Origin of the sequence: Ideonella azotifigens (assembly GCF_021043325.1) — a bacterium.
GTDB classification, from domain to species: domain Bacteria; phylum Pseudomonadota; class Gammaproteobacteria; order Burkholderiales; family Burkholderiaceae_C; genus Ideonella; species Ideonella azotifigens.
On record NZ_JAJNKD010000006.1, the window covers coordinates 261,753 to 286,995 of the forward strand.

The following is a 25,243-nucleotide window of genomic DNA, read 5'->3' on the forward strand; positions in this document are numbered from 1 at the left end:
GCCAGCATGCTGCCACAGCCCTGCCGCTCACATCAAAGCCGCACCTGGCCCTCGATGCAGCCAGCCACGTCGCCGCCCACCCACACCGTCTCGCCCTCGCGTTGCAGGTAGACCCGCCCCATGCGGCCCATGGCCGTGCCTTGTGAAACCACGTAGCTCGCAGGCGCCGCGCCGCTGTCCATCAACCATTGCGCCAGGCTGGCGTTCAGGCTACCGGTGACCGGGTCTTCGTTCACGCCGATAGCGGCGGCGAAGGCGCGCACTTCGAAGGTGGTGTCGGTGCCGGCGGGCTGCGGGGCGATCAGGCCCGCCTTCGCCAGAGGCTTCAGGCGGGCATGGTCGGGCGTCAGCGCCAGCAGGCGTGCGGCGCTGCGGGTTTGCAGGCCCAGCCAACGCGGGCCGTTGTCCAGCCACTGCGCGGCTACCAGTTCATCGGCCGGCAGCGCCAGGGCCTGCAGCACTTCGCTGAGCAGCCCGGCGTCCACCTCGCTGCGCTTGGAAGGCGGCGCGGCAAAGGCCAGGCGCGTGCCGTCTCGGCGAATGCTCACCAGGCCCAGCGCACACTGCTGCACCACCTCGGTTGCCTGCCGGGGCTGGCCGCCGGCACGCAGCCAGGCATGGCAGCTGCCCAGCGTCGGATGGCCGGCGAAAGGCAGCTCGCCACCCGGCGTGAAGATGCGCACGCGATAGTCGGCGCCCGGCTGCGTGGGCGGCAGCAGAAAGGTGGTTTCGCTGAGATTGGTCCAGCGCGCGAAGGCTGCCATCTGTGCGTCGCTCAGTCCGTCGGCGTCGTGCACCACGGCCAGGGGGTTGCCCCGCAGCGGTGTGTCGGTGAAGACGTCGAGCTGGCTGAACTGCCTGGACTGACCCGCTTCGCTCATGGCGTTTCCTGTGCCAGGTCCTCGAACAGGTGCTTCTTCAGCACGCCGCCCAGCGTCGCCACCGCGTAGCGGATCTCGTCGGGCGTCAGCGTCACGAAGGACAGGCGCATCGTGCGCGTGTCCGGCGCATGTGCGTAGAACGGCTCGCCCGGCACGAAGGCCACGCCGGCGGCGACGGCCTTGGGCAGCAGCGCCATCGCGTTGCAGCCTGCCGGCAGGCGCAGCCAGAAGAACATGCCGCCTTGCGGCGCGGCCCATTCGGTTCCGGCCGGCATGTGTTCGGTCAGGGCCTGGGCCATGGTGTCGCGCTGGGTCTTGTAGCGGGCGCGGATGGTCGGGATGTGCTGGTCCAGGAAGCCGTTGCGGATCACCTCGAACACCATGCGCTGGTTGAAGCTCGGCGTGTGCAGGTCGGCCGCCTGCTTGGCCTGCAGCAGCTTGGGTGTGAGCGCGGCGGGCGACACCACGTAGCCCAGGCGCAGGCCGGGCGCCAGCACCTTGGAGAACGAGCCCATGTAGACCGTGCCTTCGGGCCAGCGCGCGGCCAGCGGCGCGGCAGGGGCCTGGTCGAACCACAGGTCGCCATACGGGTTGTCTTCGACCAGCGGCACGCGGGCGGCCTGCGCCGCGGCAACGACGGCCTGCCGGCGCGCCTCGCCCATCACCCGGCCGGTGGGGTTCTGGAAGTTCGGCAGCACGTACAGGAAGCGGGTGCCGGGCGCGTCGTGCGGCAGCGCGCGGATCGCATCGGGAATCGGGCCCTGGTCGTCGCTGGCCACGCTGGTGAACAGCGGCTCGAAGGGCGCAAAGGCCTGCAGCGCGCCGAGGTAGGTGGGGGTTTCGACGGCCACCGGCGCGCCAGCGTCCACCAGCACCTTGGCAATCAGGTCCAGCGCCTGCTGCGAGCCGGTGGTGATCAGCACCCGGTCCGGGGTGACCTGCTGGCCCTGCGCGTTCAGCGTGGCGGCCACCCATTCGCGCAGCGGGCCGTAGCCTTCGCTGGCGGCGTATTGCAGCGCTTCGCGCGGGCTGTCGGTCAGCACCTTGGCGCTGGCTTCGCGCATCGCTTCGATGGGGAAGGTGTCCGGCGACGGCAGGCCGCCGGCCATGGACAGAACGCCCGGTTGTTCGGTGACCTTCAGGATCTCGCGGATGATGGACGGGTTCATGCGCGCGGCGCGGTGCGCGAGCGTCCAGGGGCTTCCGGTGGTCTTGTCGGTCATGGCAGTTCCTTCGTTGTCTCAGGCGAATGGTCAGCAAGCATCCACTGCACGGCCGCCTGGGCGTGCAGGGTGGTGGTGTCGAACAAGGGCAGCGGCCAGCCGCCGGGTTCGGGGGGATTCTGCGGGTCGGTCAGCAGCGCGATCTCGGTGCAGCCGAGCACGATGGCTTCGCAGCCCTGCGCTGCCAGTTCGGCCATCATCTCGACGACCCGCTCGCGCGAGCCGCCCAGCACCTGGCCGCGGCACAGTTCTTCGTAGATCACGCGGTGCATCTCGGCGCGGCCAGCCGCATCGGGCACCACGGTTTCGATGCCATGCTGCTGCGCCAGGTGCTCGCGCAGGAAGCCGTCTTCCATCGTGAAGCGTGTGCCCAGCATGCCCACGCGGCGGTGGCCGGCGGCGCGCAGTGCGTTGCCGGTGGCGTCGCCAATGTGCAGCAGCGGCAGGCCGCCGAGTCCGGTGATGGCCGGCGCCACCTTGTGCATGGTGTTGGTGGCAATGATCAGGCCTTCGGCGCCGGCCATGCGCAGCTGCGCGGCCATGCGGCCCAGCAGTTCGCCGGCCTCGGCCCATGCGCCTGCGCGCTGCTGCGCCGCCAATTCGGCAAAGTCCACGCTGGCCAGCCGCAGGCTCGCGCTGTGCAGCCCGCCCAGGCGCGCGGCCACGCCCTGGTTCAGCAGCCGGTAATAGACCAGCGTCGACTCCCAGCTCATGCCGCCCAGCACGCCCAAGGTCTTCATGCGGCGCCTGCTTTCTTCGCCGCCACCGGCATGCGCTTGCCCAGCATCACCACGGCCAGCACCGCCAGCGCAAAGCCCAGCGTGTGCGGGCTCAAGGCCTCACCCAGCACCGGCACCGCGAGCAGCAGCGCAAGAAAGGGCTGCAGCAGCTGCACCTGGCTCACGCGCAGCGTGCCGCCCATGGCCAGCGCGCGGTACCAGGCGAAAAAGCCGACCCACATCGAGAACACTGTGACATAGGCGAAGCCACCCCAGGCTGCGGCCGACACTGCGTGCGTGGGCCAGCTCAATGCGGCCACCGGCAGCGTCACCGGCAGGCTCAGCACCAGCACCCAGCTGATGACCTGCTCGGCCTGCCAGCCGGCGCTCAGCCGTGCGCCCGAAACGTAGGCCACCGAGGCGCTGAGCACGGCCAGCAGCAGCCAGCCATCGGCCAGCACCAGTTGCCCATGGCCTTCCCAGGCGGCAAACACCAGCACCAGCGCGCAGCCGGCGCTGGCACACAGCCAGAAGCCCAGCGGCGCGCGCTGGCGCAGCATCAGCGCTGCCATCGCGGCAGTCGCCAGCGGCAGGATGCCGGTGACGACCGCGGCGTGCATCGAAGGCACCTGGCGCAGCGCCAGGCCGAGGAACAGCGGGAAGCCGACCACGCTGCCCAGCGCGGTGACCAGCAGGTCGCGCAGGTGGCGCTGCTGCGGCCGGGCTGCGCGCGTGAGCAGCAGGTAGACGGCGGCCAGCAGCCCGGCGCCGGCGGCGCGGCCGGCGGTGACGAACAGCGGCGGCAGCTGCGGCGCGTCCGCCGGGCCAACGGCCAGGCGCGTCATCGGCAGCGTCATCGCGAACATCAGCACACCCAGCGCGCCCAGCCACAGGCTGCGGTGCAGCGTGGCGGCGCTGGGTGCGGAGGAGGAGGAAAGGCTGGCGGAAGCAGAACTGCCCATGCAGCCAGTGTAGGGTGGCGCACCGGTACAGTTCCAGTACAGTTCAAGGGTGCACAGCCGGAATCTGTACCGGTTGGCCGGCAGACACAGATGAGCTTTTCATGAGCCCTGCAGACTCGTCCTTGACCTTGAACGACCGCCAGCTCGCCGGCGATGCCCCGCTGGCCGCAGGCGGCAGCGGTGGCGCCTCCGGCGCTTCGGTCGGCACACTCGCCCGCAGCGCCGGCCAGACGCTGACCGAACAGCTCGCTGCGCAGTTCGCCGAGCGCATCCGCCAGCGCCTGCTGGCGCCCGGTGCGCGACTGCCTTCGGTGCGCGACTGCGCGAGCCGGCACGGCGTGAGCGCGCACACGGTCGTCGCCGCTTATGACCAGCTGCTGGCGCAAGGACTGGTGGAGGCCCGGCGCCAGCGCGGCTTTTTCGTGCGCGAGCAGCGGGCCGCGCAAGCGGTGCGTGCGACGCTGCCGCCGGACGCGCCGCGGGTGGCGCCAGTGGACGCCACCGCGCTGATCCGCGGCATGTTCCATGGCCTGTCCGACAAGCCCGCGCCCGGGCTGGGCACGCTGCCGGCCGACTGGCTGGACCTGCCGCTGCTGTCCAGCGCGCTGCGCCGGGTGCTGGCCCAGGGCGATCCGATGATTGCGCTGCAATACGGCCACCCGGCCGGCGACCGGCGCCTGCGCGATGCGCTGTCCATCAAGCTGGCCAGCTTCGGCGTGCGCGCGGTGCCCGAGCAGATCATCACTTCCACCGGCGCTACGCACGCGCTGGACCTGATCTCGCGTACGCTGCTGTCGCCGGGCGATGCGGTGCTGGTCGACGAGCCGGCCTGGGCCGTGGAATACGCGCGGCTCAGCCAGCTCGGCATGCGGCTGCTGCCGGTGCCGCGCGGCGTGGACGGGCCGGACCTGGGCGTGATGGCCACGCTGATCCGGGAGCACCGGCCGCGCATGTACGTGACGGTGCCGGTGCTGCACAACCCGACCGGCAACTCCATCAGCCTGGCACACGCCCACCAGGTGCTGAAGCTGGCCGAGGCGCATGACTTCTGGGTGGTCGAGGACGACACCTATTCCCACCTCGCCCCCGCCCACCTGCCGCGCATGAGCGCGCTGGACGGGCTGCAGCGCACGCTCTACGTGTCCGGCTTCTCGAAGATCCTCACGCCGAGTTGGCGCGTGGGCTACATGGCCGTGCCGCCGCAGGTCGTGGAGCGGCTGGTCGACACCAAGCTGCTGTCCACGCTGACCACGCCTGCCGTGCTGGAGCAGGCGGTGGCGCTGTGCCTGGAGCAGGGCAGCCTGCGCCGCCACGCCGAGCGGGTCACGCAGCGGCTGGACGCGGCGCGTCACCGCACGGTGCAATTGGCACAGGCGCACGGCTGCCGTTTCGTCACGCCGCCCAACGGCCTGTTTGGCTGGCTGGACACGGGCGTGGACACCGAGGCGCTGGCGCAGGTGATGCTGGACCAGGGCTGGCTGCTGGCGCCCGGCCACCTGTTCCAGGCCACGCGCAAGCCCGGCACGCTGATGCGCATCAACTTCGCGACCAGCCAGGACCCGGTGTTCTGGCAAGCCTTGAGCGCGGCAAGGCGCTGAAGCTGGCGTGCGGACGCGCGGGTGCCACATGGTTTATCCCGTGTTGCAGCGGCCCCCGCCTGTCGCCCTGGGGACAAGGCAAGACCCTTGCGCTGCCTAGACTTTGGCGCTCACGAAACCCGGAGCTGCCATGTCACGCCGTCGCCAATTCCTTGTTCGAAGTTCAGCGCTCGCGCTGGCCGCAACCGGGCTGCCGGTGGCGCGGGCTGCGGACGAAGCGCTTGGCCCGCAGCAGGTGACCCTGGGCTGTTCGCTGGCCATGACGGGCCCGCTGGGCGGTGCCGGCACCGCGCATGTGGCGGGCATCAAGGCGGCCTTTCGTGCGGTCAACGAGAACGGCGGCATCAATGGCCGGAACCTGCGTCTTGCCGTGCGGGACGATGCTTACGTTGCCACCCGGACCTTGGAGAACGTCAAAGGCCTGCTGGACGGCAATGCCGCGTTCGCGCTGATGTCCTGCATGGGCACGGCCAACACCGCGGCCATCCTGCCGCTGATCGAGCAGGCCGGCGTGCCTTGCGTGGGGCCGGTGACTGGCGCAGCCTCGCTGCGGCGGCCTGACCTGAGGCAGGTCTTCCATGTGCGTGCCAGCTACAGCGACGAAGCCATCCGCGTGGTGCAGCAGCTGGTCTCGATGGGGCTGAAGGACATTGCACTGGTCTACCTGGACAACCCGTTTGGCAAGGAAGTGCTGCGTGATGCAGAGGCCGCGCTGAGTGACAAGGGGCTGAAGTCGATCGGCCAGTTTGCGCTCGCGGTGAATGGCGCGAATGCCGGTGAGCTGAGCCAGCAGGTGCTGGCCGCCAGGCCGGGCGCGGTGCTGCTGGTCACGACAGGCAGCGCCAACACCGCGCTGGTGCTGGCGCTGCGCAGCAAGGCCGGCGGGCTGCCGATGGTGGGGCTGTCGGTCTCGGTCATTGCGTCCGAGCTGCCACGGCTGGGTGCCGCCGCCAAGGGCATGGCCATGACGCAGGTCTTCCCGGATGCAGAGAAGACCAAGCTGGCCGCTGTGCGCCAGTACCAGGCCGAGATGAAGGCGCTGGGCGACGAGCACTATGACGCCAGCAGCTTCGAAGGCTGGGTCAATGCGCAGATGATGATGGAAGGCCTGCGACGCGCTGGCCGCGACCTGAGCCGCGACAAGCTGCGCCAGGCCCTGGCCAGCATCAAGCGCCTGGACCTGGGCGACTACAGCCTGGGGTACGCAGGCGCCGGGCCGTTTGTCGCGTCACGCTTCATCGAGCTGGCGGTGATGGGCGCCGACGGCCACCGCGTCGGCTAGAGAGGGTGCTTCAGCAGACGCCGGGCAGCGCGGCCTGCTCGGCCTGGCTGAGCACGCGCAGGTGCAGCTCGCCCTCGAGCGTGGCCAGGCCGTGCAGGTCGATGGACTTCTGCGTCTGCAGCAGCCGGGCCAGGTAGGCAATGATGGCCGGCTCGATCACCTGGCCCGGCACCAGCACCGGGATGCCGGGCGGGTAGGGCACGATCTGGTCGCAGCAGATGCGGCCGTTCAGCGCCGGGTTGGCGCGGCCGTTGTCGTCCAGCACCGGCAGCTTCTCGCCGGCCTCGTAGAAGGCGTCCCGCGGCAGGCAGGCCAGGCGCGTGAAGCGTGGCGCCTCGGGCATGCGTGCGTAGGTCAGCGGCGTGCGGCGGTCCTTGGCCAGGCGCAGCATCGCGTCGAACAGGCGCGAGACCTTGCTGCGCGTGGTGCCGATGGTCAGCAGCAGCGTGAGCGTGTTGTGAGTGTTCTTCTCGACCTGGATGTTGTAGCGGCCGATCAGCTCGCCGCGCAATTCGTCCGCGCTCCAGCCGCTGGCCGAGATGTCGATGGTCAGCTTGGTCGGGTCCAGGCGGATGCCGTCTGCCTTTACTTCGTCTGACAGCAGCTCGTCCAGCTCCAGGACCCGGAACGCGCCGGTGGCGTTGATCTTCTGGCGCAGCTCGTGGGCGAACTTCAGCGAGCGGTCCAGCAGCCGGTAGCCCTCCATCACAGCCTGCTTGCGCGCCACGTCCAGGCTGGCGATCAGGTTGTACTGCGGGCTGGTGCTCGCGTGCATGTTGAAGTTCTCGCGGAACAGGTGCTCGTCGAACGCCGGGTCGTTGACGTGGATCATGCTGGCTTGCGAAAAGGCCGAGAGGATCTTGTGCGTGCTCTGCGTCGCATAGTCGGCGCCGCACTCCAGCGCGGTCGGCCGCAGCTCGGGGTGGAAGCGGGCATGGCCGTACCAGGCCTCGTCGACGATGACCTTGATGCCGGCCTCGTGGGCCGTCTGGATGATGGGGCGCAGGTCGTAGCGCAGGCCGTCGTAGGTGCAACTGGTGAGGATCAGCACCTTGGCGTCCGGGTTGGCTGCGATGGCCGCGGCAATCGTCGCCTTGGGCACCGGGCCGAACAGGCCGAAATGGCGGTTGACCGACGAGTCCAGGTAGACCGGCATCGCGCCCGACAGGATCACGCCGTGGTGGACCGACTTGTGGCAGTTGCGGTCCAGCAGCAGCTTGTCGCCCGGTGCCAGCAGGGTCTGGAAGATGACCTTGTTCGAGGTGCTGGTGCCGTTGGTGGCGAAGTAGGTCTTGCGCGCGCCGAAGGCCTTGGCGGCCAGCTTCTGCGACTGGGCGATCACGCCGGTCGGATGCAGCAGCGAGTCCAACTCGGGCACGCTCACCGAAAGGTCGGCGCGCAGCATTTCCTCGCCGACGAAGTCGTAGAAGTCGCCCACCCAGGGGCTGTTCTTGAACGAGTCGCCGCCGCCGTGGCCGGGCGTGTGCCAGCTGTCCTTGGCCTGGGCCACGTAGTCGCGCAGCGCGTCGTAGAAAGGCGTGTCGGCCTTCTCGGCCAGCTCGGCCGCGAGGATGCGGAACCAGCCGTTGAAGTCCATTTCCTCGCGGAAGAAGTAGCCATCCACCGCGTCGCTGGCGAGCTGCTCGACCAGCAGCTTGTCGCTGTCGTCCTCCAGCAGCATGTAGAGCGACAGCTCGGGCCTGGCTTCGATGATGCGCTGGGCGGTGAGCACGGCCGGCGCGCCATGGTCTTCGCTGCCGCGCGCGCCGTGGTCCATCAGCACCACCTGCACGTCTGCGCCGGCGGTGGTGGCCAATGCGGCTTCCAGTGCGCCGCCGTCGCAGGCGCAGGCGATGGCCTGCAGGCCGAAGGGGTTGTCCAGCCTTGCGGCCGCGGCATTCAGGCCATGGACCACGGCGGCCCGCCAGGTCTCGTCTGCGCTGACCACCAGCACATGGGTTGCGGGCTTTGTCACTTGTCTCTCCTCATTGCACTGCCTGTCGCTGGCGGCCGGCTCGTGGCCTGCTGCCGAATCCTGTCCTGCCGCACGCGGGTGCGCGGGCAGCCTGCCAGTGTAGGAGCGCCCAAGGCGCAGAAAACTCGGTTCGAGGCCGCAGGCGGCCAGCCGGGCGCCGCTGCCTGGCCTCAGCCTAGGGGTTGCCTCGGCGGCTTGCGCGCCATGCCGGATTCATTGATTGTCAGCCGGCTGCCAAGTGGTTAGAGTCAATCGGCGACCCGTTGTTCTGTCTCATGGCCGCGAACAGGGATCAGGGGATCAAGGGATCAAGATGAACAACGAGTTCGCCTTGCAGGGCGCGCTGACGGACATTCGCAGCTACCCTGACTGGGTTCAGGATCTGGTCAGCGAATGTGAGCCCACCCGGCTGGGCGTGACGCAGCACGAACTGTTCCGCCTGATGCGGGACGCGCGCTTGGCGCCCGGGCAGACCCGCAATTTCCTCGCCGGCATCTGGCCGGTGATCGAGCAGTTCCCGCAGTACATGGCACTGAACCTGCTGAAGGTGGCGCTGGGCCGGGTGCGGGGCCACGACCAGGCGCGCAGGTACCTGATTCGCAACATCCGCGTCGAGCAGAACCATGCGGACCATTGGCAGGCCTGGGCGCTGGCGGCCGGGCTCTCGCTGGACGACCTGGTGCACGGTGCGGTGCCGCCGGCCACCGAGGCCTTGTCGCACTGGTGCTGGCACAGCTGCGAGCGGGACTCGCTGGCCGCCGGCATGGCGGCGACCAACTACGCGATCGAGGGGGCCACGGGTGAGTGGGCCGACCTGGTCTGCGCCAGCGATGCCTACGAGAACAGCCTGCCCGAACTGCATCGCACCAAGGCGATGAAGTGGCTCAAGCTGCACGCCAAATACGACGACACCCATCCCTGGGAGGCGCTGGAAATCATCAGCACGCTGGTGGGCATGACGCCCAACCGGGGCTACGTGGACCTGATCCGCTCCCGGGTGCTGACCAGCTACAACTACATGAAGATGGCGCTGGACAAGTGCCTGGACGCCCCCTTCCCCGTGCAGGTGCCGAGGTGGGATCCTTCTCGCTACGAGGCGGTCCGCGAGCGGGTTTGACGCAATGCAGGGAGTCGGCGCCGACCTCCAGCCCATCATGCAACGCCGCCCCGCCCGCCGAATCTCCTGGGTCGTCGTGGCCCTTGGCACCATCGGCCTGTTCCAGGTGCTGCTGGCCATTTTCAGCATTCAGTTGCTGGCAGCGGTGCAGTCGTACGTGATTGGCGAGAGCCTGTATTCCAAGGCCCAGAAGGACGCGCACATCCACCTGCTGGAGTACCTTCAGTCCGGCACGGAGGAGGACCACAGGCAGTTCCTGGATGCCGTCGCCATTCCGGTGGGCGACCGCATGGCCCGCGAAGAACTGGACAAGGCGGCGCCCGACTTCGAGGTGGTGAGGCGAGCCTTTCTCGCCGGCGGCAATCACCCCGATGACATCGACGGGCTGATCTGGCTCTATCGCTGGTTTCATGATTCTTCGCTGATGGCCGAGGCGATTGCGAGCTGGCGTGAGGGCGACCTTGCCGTTGCCGAGTTGCAGGCGGTGGACAAGCAGTTGCGGCTGATTCCGCCGTCCAGGCGTTTCGACGAGGCCCTGACCGCGGAGATGCGGGCCAAGGTGGCCAGCATCAATCTGCGCCTGACACGCCTGGAGCGCACGTTTTCCGATCGCCTTGCCTTCAACGCGCGCCTGCTTCGGCGAGCTGCCATTGCCATCAACGCGCTGGCGGCTGCGTTGCTCGGGTTTCTGGGCCTGGGCATCGTGCGCCGCGGGCTGCGGGACAGGGAGTTGGCGGCACACGAGATCCGGCGTCGGCAGCAACTGCTGCAGCAGTTGCTGGACTCCACGACCGAAGGCTTGCTGGGGGTCGATACCCGGGGCTTTTGCACCTTCGTGAACCGTGCCGCGCTGGATCGCCTGGGGTACCGGCAGGAATCGGAACTGGTCGGCCACGAGGTTCATTCGGTGATTCATTCCCGCTGCGAGTTGGTGGCGGGTGAACAGACCTGCCCGGTGCAGCAGACCTTCCTGAAGATGGAGCCGGCGCACCGCCAGGCCAGCCAGTTCTGGGATCGGCAGGGCAGGGCGTTTCCGGTCGAGTACTGGGCCCACCCGATGTACCAGGATGGCCGGCCCGATGGTGCGGTGGTGACCTTCTTCGACGTGAGCGAGCAACGGCGCACCAAGGCTGCGCTGGAGAAGAGCGAAGCCAAGCTCGCCAAGCTCATCGAGGCGGTGGCCGATGCCGTGATCTCGGCCGATGAGCATGGGCGGATCGTGCTGTTCAATCGTGCGGCGGAACAGGTGTTCCGGCTGCGCGCCGAGCAGGTCCTGGGTCGGCCCGTGGCCGAGCTGTTCAAGGATCTGGCCCTGCTGGACGGTGGTGCACCTGCAGCGGCGCCTGGCGGCAAACCACTGGAACTGGTAGGCCTGCGGGGCGACGTGCCATTCCCCGCCGAGGCCACGTTCTCGAGAGTGGACACCGGCCCTGGGCCGCAGACCACCATCGTGCTGCGCGATGTGAGCGAGCAACTGGCCATGCGGCGCGAGCGCGAGCAGCGCCAGACGCTGGAGGCCCACAGCCGCGCCAAGACGGAGTTCCTGTCGCGCATGAGCCATGAGTTGCGCACGCCGCTGAATGCCGTGCTCGGGTTCGCGCAGCTGATGAACATCGACCTGGCGCACCCGCTGGATCCGCTGAACCAGGGGCGGGCACGTCAGATCGAGCGCGCAGGCGCCCACCTGCTGGCGCTGGTGAACGATGTGCTGGACCTGTCGATGGTGGAATCCGGCCGGCTCTCGCTGAGCCTGCAGGCGGTGGAGGCCCGTGCCGTGGCGGAAGAGGCCAGTTCGGTGGCCGGCACGCTTTCGGAGGAAGGGCGGATCGAGCTCGACGTGAGCTTCCCCGGCCCGCTGTGGGTGCATGCAGACGAGGTGCGCCTGCGGCAGTCGCTGATCAACCTGCTGAGCAACGCCGTCAAGTACGGCGGCCGCGAGGGACCTGTCACGCTGTCCCTGGTGCCGCAGCACGATCACTGCCAGTTCAGCGTGAAGGACCAGGGACCCGGCATGACGGACAGCCAGTTGACCCACCTGTTCGAACCCTTCAATCGCCTGGGCGCCGAACACTCCGGTGTCGAAGGCACAGGCATCGGACTGGTGCTGACACGCCAGCTCGTCCAGGCGATGGGCGGCGAGCTGGCGGTGGAGAGCGCGCCTGGCCAGGGCACCCGGGCCACCATCACCTTGCCCTGGGCGGCGGCGCCGCAGGCACTGGCTGCGCCCCGCTGGCCGGTTGCCGCGTCAAGCAGCGCCGCCCGGCTGGACGTGCTCTATGCCGAGGACAACGACGTCAACATCGAGCTGATGTCGCAGCTGGTCAAGCTGCGCTCGTGGGTCACCTTCCGGGCCGCCAACAGCGGTGCGCTTGCACTGGCGATGTTCATGCAGCGGCGGCCCGACCTGGTGCTGATCGACATGAACCTTGGCGATGTCTCGGGCCTGGAGTTGGCGGCGCAATTGCGTGCCCTGCCGGGCGCGGCCACGGCTCGGCTGGTCGCCCTGTCGGCCGACGCGCTGCCGCACCAGGTCCGCATGGCACTCGACAGCGGCTTCGAGGGCTACCTGACCAAGCCGATCAACTTCGCCGAGGTCCTGGGGCTGTTTGATCGGCTGGGCGGCGCGCCGGCCCCGCAGTCCGCCAGCACGGTGGGGCACTAGCGGCCGGGTCTCAGCGGCTGGTGATGGGCGGCGGCGGGGGCGGCACGGCCGGCGGGTCGCGCGGCGAGGTGACCGGCACCGGCGCGGGATGAGGCGGCGGCGCCGGAGGGGGCGTGGGCGGGCTGGGCGCGCGGGTCGCGGCCTGGGCCGCGCGTTCCTGCAGGATCTCGTCGTTCATGTCGTCTCCTGGTGATGCCTCTTCGGGCGGTTCGTCGTCATGTGCGAAAAAGCCATGGCCGTGGCCGCGCTCGGCCTGGGTCTCGCGTTCGCGGGCAAACGCTTCTTCGAGTTGCTGGCGGCCAGCCTTGGCCATGCTCATCAGCCTGGCCTGGTCGCCATAGTGGGGTGCCATTTCCTTGAGCAGCTGCACGCTGTGGCGGCGAAAGCGCTGGGCCAGCGTGCGCGCCTGGTAAGGCCGCAGGCCCAGGCCTTCGAGCACGCTGCGGCCGCTCATCAGCGCCGAATCGAAGGTTTCGCGCTCGATGTGCGCCACGCCACGCTTGTTCAGTTCGTACCAGTGCTGCGCATTGCGCGCCCGGGCGACGAGCTGCAAGGCCGGAAAGTGCGCCTGCGCGAGGTCGACGATGGCCAAGCTTTGCACCATGTCGTCCACCGCCACCACCAGCACCTTGGCGCTGCCGGCGCCAGCGGTGCGCAGCAGGTCCAGCCGCGTGGCGTCGCCGTAGAACACGCGCCAGCCGAACTTGCGCAGGCTCTCGACCTGGTCCGGGTCGTGTTCCAGCACGGTGGCCTTCAGGCCGCTGGCGAACATCAGCCGGCCGACGATCTGGCCGTAGCGGCCGAAGCCGGCAATGATCACCGGCGCCTCCTGCGGCTCGTCGATCTCCTTCAGCTCGGTGCCGGTGGCCCGGCCGCCGCTGCGCGCGGCGCGGCGCTTGTCCAGCCTGTCGTTGAGCACCAGCAGCAAGGGTGTGAGCAGCATGGACAGCGCCACCACCGCGACCAGCAGCGACGAGGTCGCCGGCTCGATCACCTCGCCCTGCTCGGCCGCCTGGAAGACCACGAAGCCGAACTCGCCGCCCTGCGCCAGCAGCACGCCGAACACGCCGCGCTGCGCCAGCGGCAGCTTCATGGCCCGGCCCATGCCCCACAGCACCAGGGCTTTGATGGACAGGAAACCCAGCACCAGGCCGGCCACCAGCAGCGGCTGCGCGCGCAGCACCGACAGGTCCAGGCTCATGCCCACGGCGATGAAGAACAGGCCGAGGAACAGGCCCTTGAACGGTTCCAGGTCGGTTTCCAGCTCGCGCCGGTATTCGCTTTCAGCCAGCAGCACGCCGGCCAGGAAAGCGCCCAGGGCCATCGACAGGCCTACCGTCTGCATCAGCGAAGCGGTGGCCACCACCAGCAGCAGGGCCGCGGCGGTGAAGATCTCGGGTGTCTTGCTGCGGGCGATCCAGCGCAGCGCGGGCCGCAGCACCAGCCGGCCGCCCAGCACGATGATGGCGATCACCGCGACCGCCTTGGCAGCGCCCAGCCAGCCGCCGCCGTGGCGCGCTTCGCCGGCCAGCATCGGCACCAGCGCGAGGATGGGGATGGCCGCAATGTCCTGCAGCAGCGCCACGCTGAGCACGCTTTGCCCGCCGGCCGTGGCCATCAGGTTGCGCTCGGCCAGCACGCCCAGGCCGATGGCGGTGGACGACAGCGCCAGGCCCAGCGAGGCCACCAGCGCCAGCTGCCAGTCCACGCCCAAGGCCACGGCCACGCTGCACATCACCGCGGCCGAGCCCAGCAGCTGCAGGCTGCCCCAGCCGAAGATGGGCCGGCGCAGCGCCCAGAGCCGTTTGGGCTCCAGTTCCAGGCCGACCAGGAACAGCATCAGCACCACGCCGAACTCGGCGAAGTGCAGCATTTCCTGCGCATCGGTCACCAGCCGCAGGCCCCAGGGCCCGATGGCGATACCGGCTGCCAGGTAACCGATGATCGCGCCCAGCCCGGCCAGGCGCGCCAGCGGGACTGCGAAAACGGCTGCACCCAGGTAGACCAACCCCAGGTGCAGCCAACCGCTGCCGGAAGGTTCAACCGGCGTCATGGGGACTGCAAAGGTTTGAAGGGATCACGTTCAGGAAGTGCGTTTTCTCTGCATCACGCATGCTGTGTAGGCCTCGCCATCGTCATCGTCCAGGTAGACGGCGCACGGATCTTCGCCCGGATCGAGCACCAGGCTGTGGGCGCTGATGTTCATCAGCGCAAATGTCAGGGCCAGGACTGCTTTGATCGTGGTTTTCATGACAACCTCCTTTTGCGGTTTCCGACAGGGAGGAAACCTTTCCCGGACAGCTGCTGCGACTGCACCCGGCCTCGGCACGGCAGGCGGGCGCGGTGGCTTGCAGCATGTTCCAGGCCATTCTTGCCGGGGGTCATGACGACTTTGATCGTGGGCATCCTCGCGTTTTGGGATCTTTCGGCCAGTTTGGTGCATAGCACCGGTTCGGTCGTAACGGGACTAACGCTGCGGCCGGTCGCCGGGGCCGACGTCGCAGGGTTCGGTGTCGGGCAACTCGGCCAGTTCGGGCCAGTTCGGGTAGCTGGCCAGCCGGTCGGCGAACAGCGCGGTTCGCGCCGCGATCTCGCGCTGGGCCACGCGGTGTGCATCGTGCACCACCATGGGCGGCAGGAACCGCATGCCGGTCAGCATGGCGGTCTGTTCGTGCGGCGGCCAGAAGGCGTCGATGAAGTGGCGGTTGTGGCCGCTGGGGTGGTACGCCTGGGCACTGCCGCCGGTCGACACGACCATCCACAGATCCTTGCCGCGCAGCGCGTGCGCACCCGGCCCGTAGGCCCAGCCGAAGCCGAAGACTTCGTCGACCCAGAGCTTGAGCAGCGGCGGCAGCGCGTACCAGTGCAGCGGGTGCTGCCAGACCAGCAATTTGGCCTTGGCCAGCACCGCGCGCTCGGCGGCGATGTCGATCAGGTAGTCGGGGTAGAGCGCGTACAGGTCGCGCACCATCACATGCTCGGCCGGCAGCTGTTGCGCCGCCTGCATCAGCGCCAGGTTGACGCGGGAATGTTCGAGCCGGGGATGGGCGGTGAGGACAACGATGTCGGCCATGCGGACGGCGGCAGGTGATGCAGGAAATGCCGCGGCGCGTGGCACTGCGGGGGAAAGCGGGGAGCCGGTGGCTCGCGGCGCGCCGCTACCATACCGCGGTTTGCATTGTGGAGGCGCCGATGCCGGTGTTTGCAATCGCCAATCCCAAAGGCGGCGTGGGCAAGAGTACCTTGGCCACCAACCTGGCCGGTGCGCTGGCGCATCAAGGTCACGCGGTGATGCTGGGGGACCTGGACCGCCAGCAGTCCTCGCGCCAGTGGCTGGCGCTGCGGCCGGCCAGCCTGCCGGCGATCCGCGGCTGGGAGGTGCGCGAGGGCGGCAGCGTGGTGCGCCCGCCCAAGGGCACGACGCATGCGGTGATCGACACCCCCGCCGGGCTGCACGGCAAGCGGCTGGACGCGCTGATGCAGCTGGCCGATCACGTGCTGATCCCGCTGCAGCCCAGCCTGTTCGACATCCAGGCCACGCACGCCTTCCTGGCCGAGCTGCAGGCCCATCCCCGGCATGCCAAGGTGCGGCTGGGGCTGGTCGGCATGCGGGTCAAGGACCACACCCTCGCCCAGGAGCGGCTCAACGAATACCTGGCCGCCTTGCCCGCGCCCAAGCTGACGGTGCTGCGCGACACGCAGAACTACGTGCACCTGGCTGCGCACGGGCTGACGCTGTGGGACGTGGCGCCCGGCCGCGTGGCGCAGGACCTGGCGCAGTGGGCGCCGCTGCTGGCCTGGGCGGCAAAGGGCTGAGATGCTGGCTCAGGTCGCCGCGAGGCCGCGCACGGCCTGCAAGGCCAGCTCGCAGCCCTGCGCCAGCACGGCCGCCTGCCAAGCCGGTGTCTCGGTGTAGAACGCCTCGCGCATGCGCTGGTGGATGGCCGCACGCTGCTTCTCGCCGGCTTGCGGATGCAGGCGCAGCCACTGGTCGCCGCGCAAGGCGTCCAGCACTTTCAGCTTGGACTGGGTGCCCACCTCCATCACCATGGCCGTCAGCTCGGCCTGCGGGCAGGTTGCCGCTGCCGCCTGCCACATCTCGCCCATCAGCACCGCTGAACTGGAAGAGCCTTCCTGCGTGCAGGTGAGTCCAGGGCCCCACCAGGCCCGCGCGCGTTTGAGCAGCACCGGTTCAGGCCGCCCAGCCAGGATGCGCTCGGCCACGCCGTTCGGGCCCAGTCCGGTGTGAACGTCGATCCAGCCGATGCGGCGGGCGTGGCTGCCAAAGCGCGCCAGCAGCCGTTCCAGCGCCAGTCGGCTCCAGCTCGGGCCGTTGCCACCGAAAAACAGCCCTTCCGGATCCTGGTACTGGCCTTGCGAAATGGTGGTCTGCGTGGCGCGAATGCCGTGGCGCAAGGCAAAGCCGTACAGCGCCAGCCGGTTGCCCGGCGTGGGCGGCCAGCGCTCGGGCAGCAGCACAGGGGCCAGCCGCGGCAGCAGCGGGTTGTGCGGCCGCGGCTGGCTGAAGTCGACGAAATTCCGGTTCAGGTCCACGTTTTCGTGCGTCACCCGGTGGCCGAATGAAAAGCCATGCGGGTTCAGGGCATGCAGGTGCAGCAAAGCCACGCCGGCCCCGTGGGCCGCTTTGCGGAACACGGCGTCGCGCAGCAGCGCGATCTGCACGGCCGAGCCGGCATGGCCTTCAATGCCGTGGCAGCCGCTGGAGACGATCAGCAGCCGTTGCGTGTCGGGCGCGCCATCCAGCACCGCGTCCACCGCCAGCGCCTCGCCGTCCCGGCCGGGCAGCGGGTGCGGCTCGCTGTGCACGGTCAATGTCGCGGCTTGGGCGGCTTGCAGAAAGCGCCGCCTCGCCTGCGCGTAGTCGGGCGCAAAGCAGTCACCTGGGATGGAAGGCTGCGCGGGGCTCATTCGGGCCGATTGTGGCGCTGTCAGGAAGACGAAGACGACGGGCCGTTCCACAACATGTCTGACATCCGACATCACCTGCAAGGGTTTGCCATCGGTGCGAACATTGCGGCCACGCCCGCCGCTGCATCCTGCCGGCCTTCACCGGTCGCGCCGGCCGCAGCGGCCCCCATGCCTTGACCCGTGACTGTGGAGCACATCATGTCCAATCCCTCGCACCCCGCCTACAAAGACACCCAGCTGCTGATCAATGGCGAGTGGGTGGATGCCACCGGCGGCCGCACGCTGAACGTCGTCAACCCCGCCACCGGCGAAGTCATCGGCCGCGTGGCCCATGCCAGCATTGCCGACCTGGACCGTGCGCTGGCCGCCGCGCAGCGCGGCTTCGAGACCTGGCGCCGCGTGCCGGCCAACGAGCGCGCCGCCATCATGCGCAAGGCCGCCGGCCTGATGCGCGAACGCGCGCCGCAGATCGCCGCGCTGATGACCCAGGAACAAGGCAAGCCGCTGGCAGAAGCCAAGGTGGAAGCCCTGTCCTCGGCCGACATCATCGAATGGTTCGCCGACGAAGGCCGCCGGGTCTACGGCCGCGTCGTGCCATCGCGCAACATTGCCGCGCAGCAGCTGGTGCTCAAGGAGCCGGTCGGCCCCGTCGCCGCGTTCACGCCATGGAATTTCCCGATCAACCAGGTGGTGCGCAAGCTCTCGGCCGCGCTGACCACCGGCTGCTCCATCATCGTCAAGGCACCGGAGGAAACCCCCGCCTCGCCGGCCGCGCTGCTGCAGGCCTTCGTGGACGCAGGCGTGCCGGCCGGCGTGATCGGCCTGGTCTATGGCGACCCGGCCGAGATTTCCAGCTACCTGATCCCGCACCCGGTGATCCGCAAGATCACCTTCACCGGCTCCACCCCGGTCGGCAAGCAGCTGGCCTCGCTGGCCGGCCTGCACATGAAGCGCGCGACGATGGAGCTGGGCGGCCACGCGCCTGTCATCGTGGCCGAAGACGCGGACGTGATGCTGGCCGTCAAGTCGGCCGGTGCCGCCAAGTTCCGCAACGCCGGCCAGGTCTGCATCTCGCCCACGCGTTTCCTGGTGCACAACAGCATCCGCGCCGAGTTCGCGCAAGCGCTGGCCGCCCACGCGTCCAGCCTGAAGGTGGGCGACGGCCTGGCCGATGGCACGACCATGGGCCCGCTGGCCAACCCGCGTCGCCTGGCCGCGATGGCCAAGATCACCGAAGACGCGCTGAGCAAGGGCGCGAAGGTCGCCGCCGGTGGCGAGCGTGTCGGCAGCAAGGGCAACTTCTACGCCGCCACGGTGCTGGACGAGGTGCCGCTGGAAGCCGACATCTTCAACGAAGAGCCGTTTGGCCCGATCGCCGGCATCCGCGGCTTCAACACGCTGGACGAGGCCATCGCCGAATCCAACCGCCTGCCGTTCGGCCTGGCCAGCTATGCCTTCACCAGGTCGCTGAAGACGCTGCATGAGCTGTCGCAGCGGCTGGAAGTCGGCATGCTGTGGGTCAACCAGCCGGCTGCCCCGGTGCCCGAGCTGCCGTTCGGTGGCGTGAAGGACTCGGGCTACGGGTCCGAAGGTGGCCCGGAAGCGCTGGACGCCTACCTGGTGACCAAGACGGTCAGCGTGATGAACGTCTGAGGTTCACGAGAGAAGTTTCGTCAGCGTGTCCGGGTGCACGGCCCAGCCGAGCAGCCCAGACAGGCCCATCAGCACGCCCGCGCCGATGGGCAGCCACGAGACCCAGTACATCCACCACAGCCGGGTCAGCGCGGTGACCGCGAGCAGCGAGATGGCGATGGCCAGCGCGGCGTCGGACAGATCGAACTGGTCGTCGCGGTAGTTCAGGCTGTCGTAGGTCTTCTGGTCCTCCGCGGCGGCGGCGCTCAGCGTCTGCTTCTTCTGCGCTTCCTGCGCCGCCTTGGCCTCATAGCGCTGGATCGCCTCGTCATAGCCGGCCGCCTTGTCGGCTGGCGCGGAGGCCTTGGCCAGTTTCAGCTGCGTGACGCTGGCCTCGGCCACGTCCTGGCGGATGTTGCGCGCCTGGTAGAAGTTCCAGTGGTCCAGCTTGTCGGCCTGGGCCTGCTGCATGGCCTGCACGATGTTGTCGTCCTTGACCTTGCAGATGCCCATGAACGTGGCCAGCAGCGCAACGGTGATGGCGACAAAGGTGTTGAGCCTTGCGCTCTTGCGGTCCGAGCGGCGCTCGGCCGCATCGTCCTCGTCGTCGGTCTTGATCAGGTCTTGTGGGTCGATGTCCATGGGGCGGTGCTGGGCTGGGAAACTCTGGCCGGTGAGCCGGTCTTGCAGGTGAGTGAACGCGCCCGGCCGTGGTGCGGAAGACCAGCAACCTGTCAGCTCGCTGTCGGCCCGCGCCGCGTCAGCACCACGTGCGTCGCATGCGGGCTGCAGACCCGCTCGGTGCATTCGAAGCCCAGCGCCGGCAGGTCGATGCCGGCCAGCAGGGCTTCGCCTGAACCGAGCAGCGCATTGCCCAGTGCCAGGTGCATCTCGTCGACCAGGCCGGCCTGCAGGTACTGGCGGATGGTGGCGACGCCGCCGCCAACGCGCACGTTCTTGCCGCCTGCTGCAGCCTTCGCGCGTTCGAGGGCGGCGTGGATGCCGTCGGTGACGAAGTGGAAGCTGGTGCCGCCTTCCATCTCGATGGACTCGCGCGGGTAGTGCGTCAGCACGAAGACCGGCACGTGGTAGGGCGGGTTGGTGCCCCACCAGCCCTTCCATTCGTCGTCGGGCCACTCGCCGCGCACCGGGCCGAACATGTTGCGGCCGAGGATCCAGGCACCGATGTTGGCGAAGCCGCGGGCGGCGAAGTCTTCGTCTGGGCCGGTGTCGCCGCCGTTGCCGCCGTGCATGGCCTGGAAGGTGCGCGTGGTGAAGGCCCATGTCATCAAGGCCAGGCCGCCAACGCCCAAGGGGTTGTCGAGGCTTTGGTTCGGGCCGGCGCTGTAGCTGTCAATCGAGACGCCGATGCTGCTGACGATGAGCTTGGACATGGGTGAAGTTCTCCTGGTGGTGTTTTCGCCAATGCCGTCTTGTCGCGCTTGAGACAGGTTCGGCCTGGGTTCCCGCCTAGGCTTGGCGGCGAGGCCGCATGGTAAGTTTTTGCAGGCCCGAACGGCCTCCCAGATCCTCCCGATTGCATTGCCCCATGAGCCCTGAACCCGCAGTTTCCGCGACGCCGCCGACCCGCATCGCCCACCTCGCCGACCTGGCAAGCCGCGTCGGCGAAACGCTGGGCAACAGCGGCTGGATCACCATCGACCAGGCGCGCATCGACCGCTTCGCCGAAGCGACCGGCGACCACCAGTGGATTCATGTCGACCGTGAGCGGGCGGCGCAAGGGCCGTTCAAGACGACGATTGCCCATGGCTTCCTGACGCTGTCGCTGCTGCCGTGGATGTTCGAGCACGGCTTCGAGGTCGACGACGTGCGCATGGGCGTCAACTACGGGCTGAACCGGGTGCGGTTTCCGGCCCCGGTACCGGTCGACAGCCGGTTGCGCGGGCATTTCAAGTTGCTGGGCTACGAGCCGCTGGAAGGTGGGGCGCAACTCCTGGTCGAGGTCACCATCGAGGCCGAAGGCGGTGCCAAGCCGGTCTGCGTGGCAGAGTCCATCACCCGGCGTTACATCTGACCTGGTATCGACTGATGATGTAAGGGGACAAACGGCGGGCAAACACGGGATGAGACAGCCGAAAAAACGTGCTGTCACGGTACGATGTGCTTGTGCTCACCCTGCCGTACCGTGCCTTCCGATGAAAGTCCTGCTGGTCGATGATCATCCGCTGATCCTGTCCGCCCTGAAGGCGATGATGGAAAGCATCAAACCGGGCGTGCAGGTCACCGCGCTGTCCAGTGGCAGCGCCACCCGCCGTTCGCTGGCGGTGGACCATGACTACGACCTGGTGCTGCTGGACCTGCAGCTTGGCGATGCGCTGGGTTTCGAACTGCTGGGCGAACTGCGCCGCAGCTACCCTGACATGCCGGTGGTCGTGATCTCGGCCTCCGACCGTTCCAGCGACGTGATCCAGGCCATCGACCTCGGTGCGATGGGCTTCCTGCCCAAGCGCATGAGCACCGAGGGCCTGTCCGACGCGCTGCGCCTGGTGATGGACGGCGGCATCTTCGTGCCCACGATGTCGCTCGGCAGCACGCCGGCGGCCGAGACGCCGGCGGCCGAGCCGTCTGACGACGATTCTGCCTACCAGACGTTGCCTTCCTTCGAACGCCTGGGCCTCACGCCGCGCCAGGCCGATGTGCTGAGCATGCTGCTGCAGGGCAAGCCGAACAAGGACATTGCACGCCGCCTGGGCCTGTCGGTCGAGACGGTGAAGGACCATGTGCAGGCGGTGCTGCGCGCGCTGGGCGTCAGCTCCCGCACCCAGGCCGTGTTGGCCGTCGGCCAGATGACCCGCCAGCGCCGCGCTCCGGCGGCCGAGTGAGAGCCGAAGGAAACGCCGGGCCGCCCCAAGTTTCCGTGACCCCCGCGGGGGGCGGGTCGGGCATGGCCCGGCCCTGGGGGCATGCTGAATCGGACGCCCTGCTCGCGGAGCAGGTGGACTCGCTGTTTTCGTTTGCGCCTGCGGCCGCCTTTGGCAGTGCGCTGGGCATCATCGTGATGCTGATGCTGTTCCACAGCGTGGCCCCGCCCGAATGGCTGTGGCCCTGGGGTGCGTTGACGCTGCTGCTGTGGAGCGCGCGCGCGGGCCAGGCGTTGCTGTGGCACCGCTTGCCGATCTCGCCGCAGACCAATGTCGAGCTGCTGCGCTGGCGCCTGGGTTGCTACCTGATGACGCTGGGCTCGGGCGCGCTGTGGGGCGTTTCCACCTGGCTGTTCTTCGACCATGCGGACCCACTGTCGCAGGCGGTGCTGGTCATCATCATCTTCAGCTTCTGCATTGCCGCGGTGCCCATCCTGGCGCACAAGCCGCCGGTCTTCTACGGCTATCTGGCGCTGGCCTTCGGGCCGCTGGTGCTGCGGGTGGCCATGTCGGGCCAGGATAGGGCGGCCGTGCTGACGGGCGTGCTGCTGCTGATCCTCGGCTCGATGATGGTGCTGGGCCGCAGCACGCGGCGCGAGTTCGAGCGTGGCGTGGCGCTGAAGCAGGAAACCCAGGCCTTGCTGGCCCAGCTGCGCGAGGAAAAGCAGGCAGCAGATGCCGCACGCCAGGCCGCCGAGCTGGCCAACAAGGCCAAGACCCGCTTCTTCGCCGCCGCCAGCCATGACCTGCGCCAGCCGCTGCACGCGATGGGCCTGTTCGCCGAAGCGCTGCGCGGCCGCGTCGGGCCCGACCCGGAAGTGCAGCGCCTGGCCGCCAGCATCAACAGCGCGGTCGATGCGCTGGAGGGCCTGTTCTCCGAGCTGATGGACATCACCCGCATCGACAGTGGCGGCGTGCAGGTGCGGCCCGAGCACGTCAACGTCGGCGAACTGTTCCAGCGCCTGAAGCTGCACTTCGAGCCGGTGGCTTTCGACAAGGGCCTGTCGCTGCATTTCCGCGGCGGCCAGCACCATGTGCATGCCGACCCGGTGCTGCTGGAGCGCGTGGTGCGCAACCTGCTGTCCAACGCGATCCGCTACACCGAGGACGGCGGCGTGCTGGTGGCTGCGCGGCGCCGCGGCAGGCAGCTGCGGCTGGAGGTCTGGGACAGCGGGCGCGGCATCGCGCCAGCCGAGCAGCAGCGCATCTTCGAGGAGTTCTACCAGGTGGGCGAGGCCCCAGGGGCGGTGCACGGCCAGGGCCTGGGCTTGGGCCTGGCCATCGTGCGCCGGCTGGCCGGGCTGATGGACGCGCCGCTGGTGCTGCGCTCCGCACCTGGTCGCGGCAGCCTGTTCATGCTCAGCCTGCCGCCCGGTGAGGCCAGCCGCAGCCTGCCGCCGGTGCTGCCGCAGGCGCAAGGCATGCTGTCGCTGGCGCAGCGGCTGATCGTGGTGGTGGAAGACGACACGGCAGTGCGCGAAGGCCTGTTGCTGCTGCTGGGCGGCTGGGGTGCCAGCGTGGTCGCGTTCGACAGCTTCCGCGCCTGCCAGGACTGGACCCGTGCGGTCGAACCTTCCATGCTCACGCCGGACCTGCTGCTGGCGGACCATCGCCTCGAAGATGGCCACACCGGGCTGGAGGCGGTGCAACTGATGCGCAACGTCTTCGGTGCCAAGGTGCCCGCGGTGCTGGTCACAGGCACGCTGGGTGCCGAACTCGAAGCCACCGCCCGCCAGCAGGACTGCCACCTGCTGCTCAAGCCCGTGCTGCCGCACAAGCTGCGGGCGATGCTGGCGGCCAAGCTGCGACGCCTGGCATGACGACGGTGATTCAGCGAGTGGTTCGCGGCACCCTGCGAACCGGGTGCACCATCCACGGGGCCAGCGCCGGGCCGCCCCAAGCGGCCCCGCCAACCCGCTCGGCGGGTGGTTCGCGGTACCCCCCGCGAACCGGGTGCCCCATCCAGCGGGGCCAGCGCCGGGCCGCCCCAAGCGGCCCCGCCAACCCGCTCGGCGAGTGGTTCGCGGTACCCCGCGAACCGGGTGCACCATCCAGCGGGGCCAGCGCCGGGCCGCCCCAAGCGGCCCCGCCAACCCGCTCGGCGGGTGGTTCGCGGTACCCCGCGAACCGGGTGCTCCATCTAAGCAGGCTGGTAGGCCAGGCGCACGTAGATCGGCGCGAAGGCTTCTGCCTGCGTGAGTTCCAGCAGGCGTTCGCGGGCCAGCTCCAGCATCGCGATGAAGGTCACCACCATCACCTGCTGGCCGCGAGTGATGTCGAACAAGTCCTGGAACTCGACGAAACGTTCGCCCTGCAGGCGGCGCAGCATCTGGCTCATGAATTCGCGCACCGACAGCTGCTCGCGCGAGATCTTGTGGTGCTGGGTCAGCTTGGCGCGGCGCAGGATGTCGGCCCAGGCGCTGCGGATGTCGTCCACCGCCACGTCCGGGAAACGCGGCTGCGTGGCCTGTTCGACGAAGACCTGGGCGCGCAGGAAGTCGCGGCCCAGCACCGGCAGCGCGTCCAGCCGCGCGGCGGCCAGCTTCATCTGCTCGTATTCCAGCAGCCGGCGCACCAGCTCGGCACGCGGGTCCTCGGCTTCCTGGCCGTTTTCGCTGGGCTTGGGCGGCAGCAGCATGCGCGACTTGATCTCGATCAGCATCGCGGCCATCAGCAGATAGTCCGCCGCCAACTCCAGGTTGTGCTGGCGGATCTGGTCGACGTAGCGCAGGTACTGGCGCGTGACATCCGCCATCGGGATGTCGAGGATGTTGAAGTTCTGCTTGCGGATCAGGTAGAGCAGCAGGTCCAACGGGCCCTGGAAAGCTTCCAGGAAGACCTCCAGCGCATCCGGCGGGATGTAGAGGTCGGTCGGCATCGCGAACAAGGGCTCACCGTAGAGCCGCGCCACGGCAATGCCGTCGACTTCGCGGGGGCCTTCGGTCTCGGGGGCCACGGCGGCAGGCAACTCGGCGGGCGCGGTGCCGCGGCTCGGCAGGGAGGTGCTCACGGCGCGGCCGGCGGGCGCGTCAGGCCGGGCGCTTACAGGCTGCTGCCGGTCTGGTAGACGTAGGGTTGCTGCGCCACGTGGGCGGCATCGAACTCGGCCGCGTCGTCACGGCTTTGCGGGCGGTCCCACAGCAGGGCGCGGCCGGCGCGTTGTTCTGCCTCCAGCGTCGGCTTCTTGGCCTTCAGCTCTTCGATGAACTGGGTGACTTCGGACTTGTAGGGCTTCCAGAACAGCGGCATGAGGGATCCACGTGAGAGTGCACAACCATGCATTTTAGCCGGCAGGCGGCGCCAGCCAAGCCGTCCCGATCAATGCCCGCCGCGGCAGGCCGCGCGCCGGGCTCGGCGTTTGAGCTGAGACAACTGCCGGCG

General features: G+C 69.0%; 22 protein-coding genes. 9 read left to right on the forward strand and 13 right to left on the reverse strand.

Features of this window, described 5'->3' with window-relative positions:
- Window positions 1–32 precede the first annotated feature (32 nt).
- From LRH25_RS15555 to LRH25_RS15570, 4 genes are read right to left on the reverse strand one after another with little or no spacing between them, the layout of a single operon-like run.
- Entirely contained in the window at window positions 33–881 is an 849-nt protein-coding gene (locus LRH25_RS15555; RefSeq protein WP_141289354.1) for a PhzF family protein, read from the reverse strand.
- On the reverse strand, window positions 878–2,104 hold the full coding sequence (locus LRH25_RS15560; RefSeq protein WP_231011541.1) for an aminotransferase-like domain-containing protein: 1,227 nt from the start codon (window positions 2,102–2,104) through the stop codon (window positions 878–880). The genes LRH25_RS15555 and LRH25_RS15560 overlap by 4 nt, the downstream gene beginning before the upstream one ends.
- A complete protein-coding gene (locus tag LRH25_RS15565) occupies window positions 2,101–2,844 on the reverse strand; it encodes an aspartate/glutamate racemase family protein (protein ID WP_141291685.1) in 744 nt (247 codons plus the stop codon). The genes LRH25_RS15560 and LRH25_RS15565 overlap by 4 nt, the downstream gene beginning before the upstream one ends.
- A complete protein-coding gene (locus LRH25_RS15570) occupies window positions 2,841–3,785 on the reverse strand; it encodes a DMT family transporter (protein WP_231011542.1) in 945 nt (314 codons plus the stop codon). Before LRH25_RS15570 ends, LRH25_RS15565 begins: the two co-directional genes overlap by 4 nt.
- Window positions 3,786–3,886: 101 nt before the next feature.
- On the opposite strand from LRH25_RS15570, the gene LRH25_RS15575 reads away from it, so the two are divergent.
- Both LRH25_RS15575 and LRH25_RS15580 read left to right on the forward strand, forming a co-directional pair.
- Window positions 3,887–5,383: an aminotransferase-like domain-containing protein gene (locus tag LRH25_RS15575; protein WP_231011543.1), complete on the forward strand. Its 1,497-nt coding sequence runs from the start codon at window positions 3,887–3,889 to the stop codon at window positions 5,381–5,383.
- A 130-nt stretch (window positions 5,384–5,513) separates the two neighbouring features.
- Window positions 5,514–6,665: an ABC transporter substrate-binding protein gene (locus LRH25_RS15580; protein WP_141288257.1), complete on the forward strand. Its 1,152-nt coding sequence runs from the start codon at window positions 5,514–5,516 to the stop codon at window positions 6,663–6,665.
- Between the two features lie 10 nt (window positions 6,666–6,675).
- On the opposite strand, the gene LRH25_RS15585 is transcribed toward LRH25_RS15580, so the two are convergent.
- A complete protein-coding gene (locus LRH25_RS15585) occupies window positions 6,676–8,640 on the reverse strand; it encodes an aminotransferase class I/II-fold pyridoxal phosphate-dependent enzyme (RefSeq protein WP_141288256.1) in 1,965 nt (654 codons plus the stop codon).
- Window positions 8,641–8,953: 313 nt separating this feature from the next.
- Here LRH25_RS15585 and LRH25_RS15590 point away from each other — a divergent pair, with 313 nt between their 5' ends.
- Window positions 8,954–9,757: an iron-containing redox enzyme family protein gene (locus LRH25_RS15590; protein WP_141288255.1), complete on the forward strand. Its 804-nt coding sequence runs from the start codon at window positions 8,954–8,956 to the stop codon at window positions 9,755–9,757.
- Window positions 9,758–9,794: 37 nt separating this feature from the next.
- Entirely contained in the window at window positions 9,795–12,419 is a 2,625-nt protein-coding gene (locus LRH25_RS15595; RefSeq protein WP_231011545.1) for a PAS domain-containing hybrid sensor histidine kinase/response regulator, read from the forward strand.
- A gap of 10 nt (window positions 12,420–12,429) precedes the next feature.
- Here the strand turns inward: LRH25_RS15595 and kefC are convergent, their stop codons facing one another.
- The 3 genes from kefC to kefF all read right to left on the reverse strand — a co-directional run bounded on the left by kefC (window position 12,430) and on the right by kefF (window position 15,492).
- The gene (gene kefC, locus LRH25_RS15600) at window positions 12,430–14,472 is read right to left on the reverse strand and encodes a glutathione-regulated potassium-efflux system protein KefC (RefSeq protein WP_231011547.1); all 2,043 of its coding nucleotides are present in this window, start codon (window positions 14,470–14,472) and stop codon (window positions 12,430–12,432) included.
- A 30-nt stretch (window positions 14,473–14,502) separates the two neighbouring features.
- On the reverse strand, window positions 14,503–14,670 hold the full coding sequence (locus tag LRH25_RS15605; protein WP_170201159.1) for a hypothetical protein: 168 nt from the start codon (window positions 14,668–14,670) through the stop codon (window positions 14,503–14,505).
- Between the two features lie 216 nt (window positions 14,671–14,886).
- On the reverse strand, window positions 14,887–15,492 hold the full coding sequence (gene kefF, locus LRH25_RS15610; RefSeq protein WP_141291545.1) for a glutathione-regulated potassium-efflux system oxidoreductase KefF: 606 nt from the start codon (window positions 15,490–15,492) through the stop codon (window positions 14,887–14,889).
- Between the two features lie 119 nt (window positions 15,493–15,611).
- On the opposite strand from kefF, the gene LRH25_RS15615 reads away from it, so the two are divergent.
- Window positions 15,612–16,235, forward strand: a complete 624-nt coding sequence (locus LRH25_RS15615; RefSeq protein ID WP_231011549.1) for a ParA family protein — start codon at window positions 15,612–15,614, stop codon at window positions 16,233–16,235.
- Window positions 16,236–16,244: 9 nt separating this feature from the next.
- Here LRH25_RS15615 and LRH25_RS15620 read toward each other — a convergent pair whose 3' ends face one another.
- A complete protein-coding gene (locus tag LRH25_RS15620; RefSeq protein ID WP_141291874.1) occupies window positions 16,245–17,348 on the reverse strand; it encodes a M14 family metallopeptidase in 1,104 nt (367 codons plus the stop codon).
- A 198-nt stretch (window positions 17,349–17,546) separates the two neighbouring features.
- On the opposite strand from LRH25_RS15620, the gene LRH25_RS15625 reads away from it, so the two are divergent.
- Complete coding sequence (locus tag LRH25_RS15625) at window positions 17,547–19,001, forward strand: NAD-dependent succinate-semialdehyde dehydrogenase (protein WP_231011550.1); 1,455 nt, start codon at window positions 17,547–17,549, stop codon at window positions 18,999–19,001.
- A 3-nt stretch (window positions 19,002–19,004) separates the two neighbouring features.
- On the opposite strand, the gene LRH25_RS15630 is transcribed toward LRH25_RS15625, so the two are convergent.
- Window positions 19,005–19,622, reverse strand: a complete 618-nt coding sequence (locus LRH25_RS15630) for a DUF4337 domain-containing protein (protein ID WP_141289532.1) — start codon at window positions 19,620–19,622, stop codon at window positions 19,005–19,007.
- A gap of 92 nt (window positions 19,623–19,714) precedes the next feature.
- On the reverse strand, window positions 19,715–20,374 hold the full coding sequence (locus LRH25_RS15635) for a dihydrofolate reductase family protein (protein ID WP_141289533.1): 660 nt from the start codon (window positions 20,372–20,374) through the stop codon (window positions 19,715–19,717).
- 155 nt (window positions 20,375–20,529) lie between these two features.
- Between LRH25_RS15635 and LRH25_RS15640 the strand changes: the two genes are divergently transcribed.
- The 3 genes from LRH25_RS15640 (at window position 20,530) to LRH25_RS15650 (ending at window position 23,682) form a co-directional block, all read left to right on the forward strand.
- A complete protein-coding gene (locus tag LRH25_RS15640) occupies window positions 20,530–21,015 on the forward strand; it encodes a MaoC family dehydratase (RefSeq protein WP_141289534.1) in 486 nt (161 codons plus the stop codon).
- A 121-nt stretch (window positions 21,016–21,136) separates the two neighbouring features.
- Entirely contained in the window at window positions 21,137–21,823 is a 687-nt protein-coding gene (locus LRH25_RS15645) for a response regulator (protein ID WP_141289535.1), read from the forward strand.
- A gap of 62 nt (window positions 21,824–21,885) precedes the next feature.
- Window positions 21,886–23,682, forward strand: coding sequence for an ATP-binding protein (locus LRH25_RS15650; protein ID WP_231011556.1), 1,797 nt, complete (start codon window positions 21,886–21,888; stop codon window positions 23,680–23,682).
- Between the two features lie 320 nt (window positions 23,683–24,002).
- Here the strand turns inward: LRH25_RS15650 and LRH25_RS15655 are convergent, their stop codons facing one another.
- Both LRH25_RS15655 and LRH25_RS15660 read right to left on the reverse strand, forming a co-directional pair.
- A complete protein-coding gene (locus LRH25_RS15655) occupies window positions 24,003–24,830 on the reverse strand; it encodes a segregation and condensation protein A (RefSeq protein WP_231011610.1) in 828 nt (275 codons plus the stop codon).
- A gap of 74 nt (window positions 24,831–24,904) precedes the next feature.
- Entirely contained in the window at window positions 24,905–25,111 is a 207-nt protein-coding gene (locus LRH25_RS15660; RefSeq protein ID WP_141288805.1) for a DUF3460 family protein, read from the reverse strand.
- Window positions 25,112–25,243: the final 132 nt, after the last annotated feature.

Excerpts from the sequence above, each read along its gene's own strand:
- LRH25_RS15555 (WP_141289354.1), bottom strand. The coding sequence starts at position 881 with ATGAGCGAAGCGGGTCAGTCCAGGCAGTTCAGCCAGCTCGACGTCTTC.
- LRH25_RS15560 (WP_231011541.1), bottom strand. The coding sequence starts at position 2,104 with ATGACCGACAAGACCACCGGAAGCCCCTGGACGCTCGCGCACCGCGCC.
- LRH25_RS15565 (WP_141291685.1), bottom strand. The coding sequence starts at position 2,844 with ATGAAGACCTTGGGCGTGCTGGGCGGCATGAGCTGGGAGTCGACGCTG.
- LRH25_RS15570 (WP_231011542.1), bottom strand. The coding sequence starts at position 3,785 with ATGGGCAGTTCTGCTTCCGCCAGCCTTTCCTCCTCCTCCGCACCCAGC.
- LRH25_RS15575 (WP_231011543.1), top strand. The coding sequence starts at position 3,887 with ATGAGCCCTGCAGACTCGTCCTTGACCTTGAACGACCGCCAGCTCGCC.
- LRH25_RS15580 (WP_141288257.1), top strand. The coding sequence starts at position 5,514 with ATGTCACGCCGTCGCCAATTCCTTGTTCGAAGTTCAGCGCTCGCGCTG.
- LRH25_RS15590 (WP_141288255.1), top strand. The coding sequence starts at position 8,954 with ATGAACAACGAGTTCGCCTTGCAGGGCGCGCTGACGGACATTCGCAGC.
- LRH25_RS15595 (WP_231011545.1), top strand. The coding sequence starts at position 9,795 with ATGCAACGCCGCCCCGCCCGCCGAATCTCCTGGGTCGTCGTGGCCCTT.
- kefC (WP_231011547.1), bottom strand. The coding sequence starts at position 14,472 with ATGACGCCGGTTGAACCTTCCGGCAGCGGTTGGCTGCACCTGGGGTTG.
- LRH25_RS15605 (WP_170201159.1), bottom strand. The coding sequence starts at position 14,670 with ATGAAAACCACGATCAAAGCAGTCCTGGCCCTGACATTTGCGCTGATG.
- kefF (WP_141291545.1), bottom strand. The coding sequence starts at position 15,492 with ATGGCCGACATCGTTGTCCTCACCGCCCATCCCCGGCTCGAACATTCC.
- LRH25_RS15615 (WP_231011549.1), top strand. The coding sequence starts at position 15,612 with ATGCCGGTGTTTGCAATCGCCAATCCCAAAGGCGGCGTGGGCAAGAGT.
- LRH25_RS15620 (WP_141291874.1), bottom strand. The coding sequence starts at position 17,348 with ATGAGCCCCGCGCAGCCTTCCATCCCAGGTGACTGCTTTGCGCCCGAC.
- LRH25_RS15625 (WP_231011550.1), top strand. The coding sequence starts at position 17,547 with ATGTCCAATCCCTCGCACCCCGCCTACAAAGACACCCAGCTGCTGATC.
- LRH25_RS15630 (WP_141289532.1), bottom strand. The coding sequence starts at position 19,622 with ATGGACATCGACCCACAAGACCTGATCAAGACCGACGACGAGGACGAT.
- LRH25_RS15635 (WP_141289533.1), bottom strand. The coding sequence starts at position 20,374 with ATGTCCAAGCTCATCGTCAGCAGCATCGGCGTCTCGATTGACAGCTAC.
- LRH25_RS15640 (WP_141289534.1), top strand. The coding sequence starts at position 20,530 with ATGAGCCCTGAACCCGCAGTTTCCGCGACGCCGCCGACCCGCATCGCC.
- LRH25_RS15645 (WP_141289535.1), top strand. The coding sequence starts at position 21,137 with ATGAAAGTCCTGCTGGTCGATGATCATCCGCTGATCCTGTCCGCCCTG.
- LRH25_RS15650 (WP_231011556.1), top strand. The coding sequence starts at position 21,886 with ATGGCCCGGCCCTGGGGGCATGCTGAATCGGACGCCCTGCTCGCGGAG.
- LRH25_RS15660 (WP_141288805.1), bottom strand. The coding sequence starts at position 25,111 with ATGCCGCTGTTCTGGAAGCCCTACAAGTCCGAAGTCACCCAGTTCATC.